15 protein-coding genes are annotated in these 8,947 nt (G+C 63.7%); 6 read left to right on the top strand and 9 right to left on the bottom strand.

Features of this window, described 5'->3' with window-relative positions:
* Window positions 1-138 precede the first annotated feature (138 nt).
* The 3 genes from OKA11_RS23920 to OKA11_RS23910 form a co-directional block, all read right to left on the bottom strand.
* The gene (locus tag OKA11_RS23920; protein ID WP_267225053.1) at window positions 139-450 is read right to left on the bottom strand and encodes a ribbon-helix-helix domain-containing protein; all 312 of its coding nucleotides are present in this window, start codon (window positions 448-450) and stop codon (window positions 139-141) included.
* The gene (gene parA, locus OKA11_RS23915) at window positions 447-1,103 is read right to left on the bottom strand and encodes a ParA family partition ATPase (RefSeq protein ID WP_267225051.1); all 657 of its coding nucleotides are present in this window, start codon (window positions 1,101-1,103) and stop codon (window positions 447-449) included. Before parA ends, OKA11_RS23920 begins: the two co-directional genes overlap by 4 nt.
* A 76-nt stretch (window positions 1,104-1,179) precedes the next feature.
* Window positions 1,180-1,821, bottom strand: a complete 642-nt coding sequence (locus tag OKA11_RS23910; RefSeq protein WP_267225049.1) for a transcription elongation protein SprT — start codon at window positions 1,819-1,821, stop codon at window positions 1,180-1,182.
* 363 nt (window positions 1,822-2,184) lie between these two features.
* On the opposite strand from OKA11_RS23910, the gene OKA11_RS24725 reads away from it, so the two are divergent.
* The 4 genes from OKA11_RS24725 to aac(3) are packed head-to-tail and all read left to right on the top strand — an operon-like array spanning window position 2,185 to window position 4,410.
* Window positions 2,185-2,544 carry an AbrB/MazE/SpoVT family DNA-binding domain-containing protein gene (locus OKA11_RS24725; protein WP_379489444.1) on the top strand — a complete coding sequence of 120 codons (360 nt, stop codon included), beginning with the start codon at window positions 2,185-2,187 and terminating at the stop codon, window positions 2,542-2,544.
* Window positions 2,541-2,939, top strand: coding sequence for a type II toxin-antitoxin system VapC family toxin (locus tag OKA11_RS23900; RefSeq protein WP_267225047.1), 399 nt, complete (start codon window positions 2,541-2,543; stop codon window positions 2,937-2,939). The genes OKA11_RS24725 and OKA11_RS23900 overlap by 4 nt, the downstream gene beginning before the upstream one ends.
* A 2-nt stretch (window positions 2,940-2,941) precedes the next feature.
* Entirely contained in the window at window positions 2,942-3,571 is a 630-nt protein-coding gene (locus OKA11_RS23895; protein WP_267225045.1) for a histidine phosphatase family protein, read from the top strand.
* Complete coding sequence (gene aac(3) / locus OKA11_RS23890; RefSeq protein ID WP_267225043.1) at window positions 3,568-4,410, top strand: aminoglycoside 3-N-acetyltransferase; 843 nt, start codon at window positions 3,568-3,570, stop codon at window positions 4,408-4,410. The genes OKA11_RS23895 and aac(3) overlap by 4 nt, the downstream gene beginning before the upstream one ends.
* 70 nt (window positions 4,411-4,480) lie before the next feature.
* Here the strand turns inward: aac(3) and OKA11_RS23885 are convergent, their stop codons facing one another.
* Genes OKA11_RS23885 through OKA11_RS23860 form a run of 6 tightly spaced genes read right to left on the bottom strand, consistent with a single transcriptional unit; the run spans window position 4,481 to window position 7,321 of the window.
* Window positions 4,481-5,443, bottom strand: coding sequence for a tyrosine-type recombinase/integrase (locus OKA11_RS23885; protein ID WP_267225041.1), 963 nt, complete (start codon window positions 5,441-5,443; stop codon window positions 4,481-4,483).
* Window positions 5,440-5,814, bottom strand: coding sequence for a CopG family transcriptional regulator (locus tag OKA11_RS23880; RefSeq protein ID WP_267225039.1), 375 nt, complete (start codon window positions 5,812-5,814; stop codon window positions 5,440-5,442). Before OKA11_RS23880 ends, OKA11_RS23885 begins: the two co-directional genes overlap by 4 nt.
* Window positions 5,815-5,849: 35 nt before the next feature.
* Window positions 5,850-6,221: a DUF7673 family protein gene (locus OKA11_RS23875; protein WP_267225038.1), complete on the bottom strand. Its 372-nt coding sequence runs from the start codon at window positions 6,219-6,221 to the stop codon at window positions 5,850-5,852.
* Window positions 6,218-6,496 (bottom strand): hypothetical protein, encoded by a 279-nt coding sequence (locus tag OKA11_RS23870; protein WP_267225036.1) that lies wholly within the window; start codon window positions 6,494-6,496, stop codon window positions 6,218-6,220. Before OKA11_RS23870 ends, OKA11_RS23875 begins: the two co-directional genes overlap by 4 nt.
* A gap of 46 nt (window positions 6,497-6,542) precedes the next feature.
* Window positions 6,543-6,746 carry a helix-turn-helix domain-containing protein gene (locus OKA11_RS23865; RefSeq protein ID WP_323748341.1) on the bottom strand — a complete coding sequence of 68 codons (204 nt, stop codon included), beginning with the start codon at window positions 6,744-6,746 and terminating at the stop codon, window positions 6,543-6,545.
* A 29-nt stretch (window positions 6,747-6,775) separates the two neighbouring features.
* Window positions 6,776-7,321, bottom strand: coding sequence for a DUF2975 domain-containing protein (locus OKA11_RS23860; protein WP_267225035.1), 546 nt, complete (start codon window positions 7,319-7,321; stop codon window positions 6,776-6,778).
* 171 nt (window positions 7,322-7,492) lie between these two features.
* Here OKA11_RS23860 and OKA11_RS23855 point away from each other — a divergent pair, with 171 nt between their 5' ends.
* Window positions 7,493-8,326, top strand: a complete 834-nt coding sequence (locus OKA11_RS23855) for a MipA/OmpV family protein (protein WP_267225033.1) — start codon at window positions 7,493-7,495, stop codon at window positions 8,324-8,326.
* A gap of 63 nt (window positions 8,327-8,389) precedes the next feature.
* The coding region (locus tag OKA11_RS23850) for an efflux RND transporter periplasmic adaptor subunit (protein WP_267225031.1) at window positions 8,390-8,947 on the top strand (558 nt) is incomplete at its 3' end.

Genomic DNA, 8,947 nt, shown 5'->3' with positions numbered 1-8,947 from the left:
TCCGTTTTATGTGACGCCCCCCGAAAGCGAGCATTTGCCCGGACGGACAACCCGACCATCACCAGAGCGAAGATGCCGGACACAATCAGCACGGCCATAAGCATTCCTCCAATGCCAAATGTTTGCATGTGAACATGCTCACTTGCCTACAGGACTTTCCCCCATCTTTCGGAGCCAGTCGTTGAACGCCTCGGCCATCGCGTCCTGCAAACTCATGCCGTGCTTGCGGGCGGTCATGTGCATGGCGAACGACATTTCCGGGCTGAAATAGCCCGTCATCGCCTTCTTACCCTGACGGCTCGGCGCAACCGGGCTGCTGCTCGATCCGCTGCCTGCGCCAGTGCCGGGCGCTTGTCGTGCGGCCGCGCTGCGCTCCGACTCGGCCGATGCCGGCGACGGCGCGGGGTCGCGATCCCGCAATGCAAGCAATGATCCCTTCCGGCCGCTCATGCGCTGACCCTCCGCTTCTTCGTTGATGCTTGCATGTTTACATGCTCGCATGTCCACTTGTAAAGCTGGCGCACCTCGTTGGCCGCCTTGCCGTCCGGCTCGATCTCCATCGCGGTCTTGCCCTCGGCCGCCGCGTGGCGGAAGGCGGCGCGATCGGCGATGTTGTGTGGGCAGGCGTCCAGCCCATAATCGCGCACGAGCTGCGCGGCCTCGTCATACATGCGCGGTGCGGTCGGGCTTCCCGCCGTGAAGATTACGAAAGCGGGCTTGCCGCGCATCTTCACAAGGCTGGCGGTCGTCTTGATCGCGGCCAGGTCGAACGCGCTGGGGCGGCAAGGGATCAACACCAAGTCGGCCGCCTCGACGGCGGCGCTCGCCGCGCTGTCGGCATGGGGCGGGGTGTCGATCACGATGAACGCCGCGCCCTGGGCCGTGGCCTGCTCGATCTTGGCGGCGAGGCGAGGGGGCGCGCTGTCGATCACGACCGGGGGGGCATCCTGTCGCCATGCCGCCCACTGGCTCGCCGTCGCCTGCGGGTCGAGGTCGATCACAAGGGCCGTATGCCCGGAATCCTCGGCGGCGGCGGCCAGATGCAGGGCGAGGGTGGTCTTGCCCGCGCCGCCCTTCTGGCTGATGATCGCGATTGTTGGCATGTGAATATCCTTACATGACCTCATGTTTGCATGTGGGCATAGCCTAAACGGCAATGGGATGAAAGAGGTGAGGCGTCTAGCTGTCCTCTCCGCCCTCATCCTCGCTGTCATCGTCCAGCGGCTCATGGCTCATCTGGCCGTGATCCTCGATCGGGCAAAGCGGCGCTCCGGCCTGCTCAAGCCACTTGCGCGCGGTCCTGACCGTATAGCCGCACGTCGCGCACTCGCATTTAAGCAGCCGGGTTTTCTGCTTCTTGGGCGCGGTCGACTCCCCGTCCGTGTCGAGACGGGCATGGGGGAGGGGGCCGACGCCCGCCAGGATCGGCGCGATGGCCGCAAGGAACGCCTCGCCGGGGGTGGTGGCGCGCATCGGCCCGACCAACCCCAGCCCAAGGGCGATCCGTTTAAACGCTTTCCCATGCCCCGCCGGAATGCCAACGGCGGCGTGGACAAGCTCATGCGCGAGGATGGCCGCGATCTGCGTGGGCATGGCGTCGGGCGCGTGCGCGAGGTCGGGACGGATGAAGATTTCAAAATGCCCGTCCGCGCTCAACCGATTATCCCAGCACTCGCCGATCGCCTTGGCCTTCGCGCCTCTGCTGGTGAAGCCGATCGCCACGCGCACGCGATCGGGCAGGGGGGCGTCCAGCGCCTCGAACAGCGGGGCCATGCCCAGCGCCACCGCATTGAGCCAACTTTCGCGGGTTTGGTGAGTCATCGTCCTTACTCCCTTCAAATCGCCTGTCCGGCGATGGCCATGCCATCGGCCGGAACACGGACGCCCAAGAACGCCGGCGAGAGAGGGGGGCAGCGGGAATCTGCGGGAGTGGTGCGCGGCGCAGCGAGGCGCAGCCGAGTGAGCCACGGTCCCGCTGATTGCCGTTGCGGGGGGAGAGGCGGTCGGGACGGCCTTTCCCCCTGAAGCAGGAATCGACACCGGCACACGCCGGCACCTTGGCTTGCGAGATCCGCGCGCAGCGATCGCGCTTTCGCCATGTGGATCGTCACCTTAGGCCAAAACCGCTTGCGGGCTTGGGGAGCGTAGCGACTAGAGCCACGGTGCCGCGCCAGCGGCAGGCGCATGACCCTTTTTGGCTATCAGGATTTGGGTCTTGAAAATAATGCTGTTTTGCATTACTCTTGCGGCGATATGGAGGTAATGACCATGACGACATTAAGCGTGACCGCGCGGGGTCAGGTGACATTTCGGAAGGACGTGCTGAAGCATCTCGGCATCCGGCCCGGTGGCAAGATCAGGCTCGACCTGTTGCCCGATGGCAGGGCGGAGCTGAAGGCCGATCAACCCGATGGCTCCTGGGACGATCTGCGGAATTTCTTCGCCGGTAAGACGAACGGCGCGCGGCTGACGATCGACGAAACCAACGATGCGATTGCCGAGGCTGGCGCGGCCGCTGGCATGGCGGGCATGGACAAGAAATGAAGATCACCGCCGATACGAATGTATTGCTGCGTCTCGTCGTTCCCGGCGATGAGCACCAACAAAAGCTTGCGGTCGAAACGCTCAAGGAAGCCGATTCCGTGGCGATCAGTGTCCATTCGCTCTGCGAACTCGCATGGGTGATGGAACGCAGCTATGACGCGGCGCGGCCTGACATTGCCGCCGCAATCCGCCGTTTCATGAACACGCGCAATGTCGTGGTGAACCGCCCCGCCGTCGAAGCGGGCCTGACCGTCCTCGATGCGGGCGGCGATTTCGCGGACGGGGTGATCGCCTTTGACGGCCAATGGCTCGGCGGCGAAACCTTCGTGTCGTTCGACAAAAAGGCGGTGAAGCTCCTGCAAGGACAGGGGGCGGCCGCCCTGCTGCTGAAATAGTCATGCGGGCGATCTTCATCCGGCACGGCGAAAGCACCGGCAACGCCGGCATGCCGTGTCACGATCTGGCGACGATCGAGCTGACGGAGCGCGGGCAGGACCAGGCGCGCGCGGTCGCGGCGAGCTGGACGCAAGCGCCCGCACTTATCGTCACCTCGCCCTATACCCGCACCCGGCAGACGGCTGCGCCGACGATCGCCCGCTTTCCCGGCGTGCCGGTGGAGACGTGGCCGATTGAAGAATTTACCTATCTCCAACCCTCCCGGTGGAACGGCACGCGCAGCGCCGAGAGGATGCCGCACCTCGAACGCTATTGGAGCGCGGCCGATCCTGATTATTGCGACGGGGAAGGGGCGGAGAGTTTCGGCACGCTACTACGGCGCTGCGAGGCCGCGCTGGCGCGTCTCGCCGCCATGCCTGCGGACTCGCTGGCCTATGTGTTCGGGCATGGGCAATTCATCCAGGCCGCGCGCGCGATCGTCGCCGACGCGCATTTGGATGACCGCGCCAAGATGCGGGCTTTCTGGCGCAAGGGCGAGCCGCCCGCGATCAGCAACGCGGAAAGGATCGGCTTCCATTGGGAAGGAGGCCGCTGGCAGGTTGTTGGGCAGGATGAGCATCAAGCTCTATGAACGACGATCTTCCTGACTTTCGCACTCGTGCATCGCTACGCGACGACCTAGCCCGTATCGGATTGCGAGCAGGCGATACCGTCATGGTCCACGCTGCCATGAGCAAGGTCGGACCGCTTCTCAACGGGCCGGACGCTCTGTCGAACGCCATCCTTGAAGTAGTCGGGCCGGACGGCACAATGCTCGTATATACGAGCTGGGACAGCGTTCACGACGATCTGCTGGGTGACGATGGCCGCGTCCTGCCCAAGTGGCGCGACCATGTGCCGGGGTTCGATCAGAATGCGTCGCGTGCAGTGCGGATGAACGGCATCATCGCCGAGTTCGTCCGGACGATGCCGGGTGCCCGACGGAGCGCCAACCCTGGCGCATCCGTCGCGGCTGTAGGCAAACTGGCCGACTGGATCACAGCCGACCACCGGCTCGACTATGGCTTCGGCGAGAACACGCCCTTGTCCAAGCTGGTCGAAGTCGGCGGCAGCGTTCTGATGGTGGGCGCGCCGTGGGACACTATGACTCTGGTCCATCACGCCGACCACCTCGCCGCCATCCCCGACAAGCAGACGATCCGGATCGAGGTGCCGTTTGCCGGTGTGAACGGCACAGAATGGCGGTTCATGGAAGAATTTGAGACAGGCGATCCCATCCATGAGGACCTGTCCGAGAACTACATTGAGCAGATCGTGACCGCCTACGTCGAGAGTGGTGGTGGCAGTCAGGGCATGATAGGGTTTGCGCCATCGTTGCTAGTCGAAGCCCGTCCGATGCTCGCCTTCGCAATCCGGTGGCTTGAGGCGTGGGCGCTTCAACACAAAGCGGGCGCGAGTGGGGCGGCTTAGCCGCTTTCCCGAAGCTCGATCCCAATTGAGAAACGTGAAGCCATCCTAGAAACGCTCGAATTGCCGGATGCTAGATCAACACGCGCTCTACCTCGTCCAACGTCACGTCATCGGGCCGGCGATCGTAGAGCTGGGTGGTGCGCGTCGAACTATGGTTCGCCATCGTCGCGGCCCTCTCCAACGTGCCGCCGTTTTTCAGATAGGTGGTGATGCCGGTCGCGCGGAAACTGTGGTTGCCGATCGCTGTCCCGATCCCGGCCGCCGCCGCGCGCCGGCGCACCATCGCGAACGCATTGGGCTGGGGCAGGGGGGTATCGCTTAGTCGCTTAGTCTTGCGTCCGATCGTGCGGAACAACGGCCCCTTGCGGTCCTCGCGCAGCGCGCAGCCGTCGAGATATTCGGCCAGGTAATGCTCAAGATTGTGGTGGCAGGGCATCTCATGGCGCTTGCCGCCCTTTTCGTGCAGCCGGACCCATAGGCGTCGGTTCTGCACGAACACGTCCTCCACCTTCATCGCCAACGCCGCGCCGACCCGCGCGAACGAATAGACCATGAGGCCGATCAGCGCACGGTCGCGCAGGCCGGCATGGGTGGTCACGTCGATCCGATCGAGCAGCGCCCGCGCTTCGTCAGGAGCCAGCACCGGCGTCTTGCCGCGCCGCTGGCTATGCGCCGGCCCGCGCACCGACGCGGCGGGGTTCACCGGCACGACATGCCCCGTCACCAGCCAATCGAACAGATGCTTCACGCCGGCGAGCTGCTGCTTGACGCTGGGCGCGGCCAGCTCGGCCCCAAGCGCCTCGACCCAGGCCGCAACGTGGAGAGGCTGCACCTGGGCGAGCGAGGCAACGCCGCGCGCCTCACACCAAGCCAGGAAGTCACCCGCCGCGCGCGCATAGGCGCGGCGTGTGTGCGGGTTGCGGATGGTGACGGCGAAGAACTCAAGGAAGCGAAGCTGCGTGGCGTCGTCGGCTGCCGCGACCAGCGCCGGCAGCGCCAGCGTGGGCGAGGGCAGGGGGGCGAGCTGGTTCATCGCGCGATCTTCTCCCAGCGCGCCGGTTCGGGACGCGGTTGCGCGTGCCGCTGGCGCAGCTCGTCAAACACCTCGTCGGCGGGGAGGGCCGATTCCAGATCGGCCGCCGATGCGTCGAGCATCCGACCTAGCAGCTCGTCGCGTAGGTCGCGGTGCGGTTCCAATTCACGAAAGTTCTGGATAATTGCGAACACCGCCTCGAGCGGGTCAACGAACATGCCGCGCTCGACCCGCTCCAACAGCCAATCGGCCTGATCGCCGGTCAGATACGCCTCGAAGCGCAGCCCGCCCGCACGGGCCTGCTCGCGCAGCGCCTTGGCCTGGTCGCGCTCGGCGTAGTTGTCAGCAAAGGCGTCCTCGTCGTTGTCCATAGAGTGTTCCTCTCGGCGGTGGATCTCGAGATCGTTTAAACGGCCTCGCTTGGATCGCCGCGATAGCGCACCCAAAGGTCGCCCATCGCGCCGCGGTAGCCCCATGCGTCGGCGTAGGTCGTCGGCTCCTGCGCCTGCGCCAGCCAGGCCATGATCGTCAGCATATCCTCGGCGATCACGGCATTGAGGTTGCACAGGCGCAGGATCGGGGAATGGCCGCACTCGTCGCCGTTCCACCAGGCCAGGAGGAAATCGGCCACCTTGCCCGATGCGCCGGTTTCGGCCGCGCGCGTGGGCGGCATGCCGATGGCAAGCAAGCGGCCGATCGCCCTGCCGACCTCGGCGAAGGTGACGGCCCGGATGACGGGCCGGCGCTGCGGGAGTGCCGTGGGGACAGTTCCGCTCATGCGTGCGGCCTCCCCTCGCGGCGCGGCCGTCCACCCCGGACATGCGCGCCAGGATCAATGATCGTCTCGGCATGGCGACTGAGATTTTCGACCGCGCCGGCCATGCCGAATATCTCGACGCGCCCGCCCTTGTTGTAGATGCGCCCCGCTATGGTGCCATGCAGGATGAACCGCACGCCACTCTCAAGTGTCGCGTCGCCGGTAAAGGTGCCATAGAGGGCCATGTCCTCGCCGATCGCAAACGGACTCTCGATGCTATCGTGAACCGCCTTCATTCCGCGTCCCGTATTTACCCTGTTTGAATATTTGATAATTAACTTATTATGTTCCCTCTTCAGGAGGCGCGGCGCTTAGGTCAAATTCCAGCAAGTCGCCGGGCTGGCATTGCAGTTCATGACAGATTGCGGAAAGCGTCGAGAAACGGACCGCGCGGGCTTTCCCCGTCTTGAGGATGGAGAGGTTGGCCATGCTGATCCCGGTGGCTTCGGACAGCCTTTTGAGACTCGTCTTTCGAAGAGCAAGCATGACGTCCAATCTTGATATGATCCACATGATCAAACCATGAACCTGGCTTCGTCGGCCATGCGGATAGCACGATCGAATGCGCCGGCGATCACATAAGCTAAAAGACCACACACCAGCGCGCCGGCAGGCATATTGAGAAGCGAGGCGCCAAGGCCGAGCGGCGGGAGGTCCCCGTCGAGCATGGAAAGCGATCCAAGGCCGATGACGACGCCTAGCGCCCCGGCGACACTCACTCCGAAGAGAAGCCCACTTGCGCGGCGCATGGCTTTCGTCACGAAGCGCGAGAAGAACTCACCCCGATGGAAGCTGCCGGCTATCGTCCATATTTCCCGGACCACGAACGCCATGAGGATGGATTGCACGGTCACCGTTATCGTTGCGACGATGATGGTGGACGGGGGAAGAGTACGAAGCCAGGGTAATCCCACGAGCGAGGCGTAAGCCGGCTCCCGCCAGGCAATGATGTATCGCAACGGCAGGGAAACTGCGAGCAAGAGCGTGGCCGTCACGATAGCGGCCTTGATGCCGAATCCGAAACCGCCTCCCCCCTCATAGGGGACATCTTCACTTTCCATTGGCAACCTCGTGTTTCCATTTCGCCCCTCCCCGGATCGATCGTCCCACTTCCGTCAGCCACATATGCATAAACAATAGACTGCCAAACACGGGAAACCGAATATCATTGACATAATATCGGTATTCAATATTGAGTTGTCGATAATCAACGCTTTTTAGGTGCGCTTATCATGACAACGATCTTTGGGCGATCTTTTTTCCGCGCAAATGGCGCAAAGGCGGATGTGAGCAAGATTCCCGCCGTTCGGGTCTTCACCCTCTGTCTTGCGGGTTCTATGGTTCCGGGCGCGGCCATGGCAAAAGATGGTGAGCAGACCCCATACATGGCCGACCATATCACCATCGGTGCAGGAGCAAGTGTGCTACCCACGTTCGAGGGCAGCGATTCGACGCGGATCCTGCCGCTTCCCGTCATCGACATTCGGCAAGGCATTTTCGTTGCCAACACCTATTCCGGAATCGGCGTCAGCGTGCCGGTGACGGACGAGATCAACATGGGCGCAGGCGCAGTCTTCGTGCTTGGGTATCGGCAGAAGGACGTACCGACCGGCATCGAACGTATCAAGAATGCAGCCGGCATCCGGGCCAATGCCACGATACGCAAATGGGGTTTCGTCAGCACGGTCGGCGTGACCAAGGTGCTGGGCGGCACCAAGGGCACGGTAGCTGACGCTGTCATCAGCTACCCCGTGAGAGTCGATGATCGCCTCACAATCGTGCCGGGCATCGGCACGACATGGGCCGATAGCAAATATAATGATCGCTATTTCGGGATCTCCCCGGAAGAGGCAGCGGCATCCGGTCTTTCCCGCTTCAGCCCCGGCAGCGGTTTCAAGGACGTGACCTTCAATCTCGTCGCCAATTACCGGCTGTCGCCGCGCTGGAATCTCTCTGTTGGGGGGAGCGCGATCAGGGTCGTGGGCGATGTGAGCGACAGCGCGCTTGTCCAGGATAAGGTGAACGCCAGTGGCTTCGCCTCCATTTCCTACACGTTTGGGCGGTAAGCCAGATTTCTCAGGCTGTCGCCCCAAAAATCCCAATGACCGTCAATATGTGAGGGGCAGACTTTGCCGCCATTCAACCTTTCCCAAGCGTCGTTCGAGACCATCCGTCTGCAGCCTCCTGCACTCTTCTCACAGCCAGGCTGGCTCGCCCTTCCCGCCGCCCTGCTGCTCGCATCCTGTGGCGGGCCGCAGCGTCAGGCGCCCCCACCGCCGCCGGTCGACGTCATCAAGGTCGTAACGGGCGATGTGCCCAACATCATCGAGTTGCCTGGCCGGATCGAAGCCGTTCGCACCGCCGAGGTCCGGGCAAGGGTCGATGGCATCGTCGAGCGGCGGCTTTACCAGGAAGGGTCGGACGTACCCGCCGGTGCTCCGCTGTTCCTGATCGATCCGCGCGACAAGCAGGCGCAGTTCGCCCAGGCGCAAGCGACGTTGTCGCGCGCGGGCGCGGCGCAGGCCAATGCGCGTTCGATCGTGGCTCGCTATGAACCGCTGGTCAGCCGAAAGGCGGTCAGTGCCCAGGAATATGATGCGGCCCTGTCTGACGCGCGGCAGGCCGACGCGAATGTTGCCGATGCGCGCGCAGCGCTTGCCCGCGCGCGCCTGGAGGTCGGCTATACG

It is taken from the genome of Novosphingobium clariflavum, assembly GCF_026420865.1.
GTDB lineage: Bacteria > Pseudomonadota > Alphaproteobacteria > Sphingomonadales > Sphingomonadaceae > Novosphingobium > Novosphingobium clariflavum.
The sequence above is the reverse complement of the archived record's forward strand: the minus strand, read 5'-3'. Positions and strand labels throughout refer to the sequence as shown.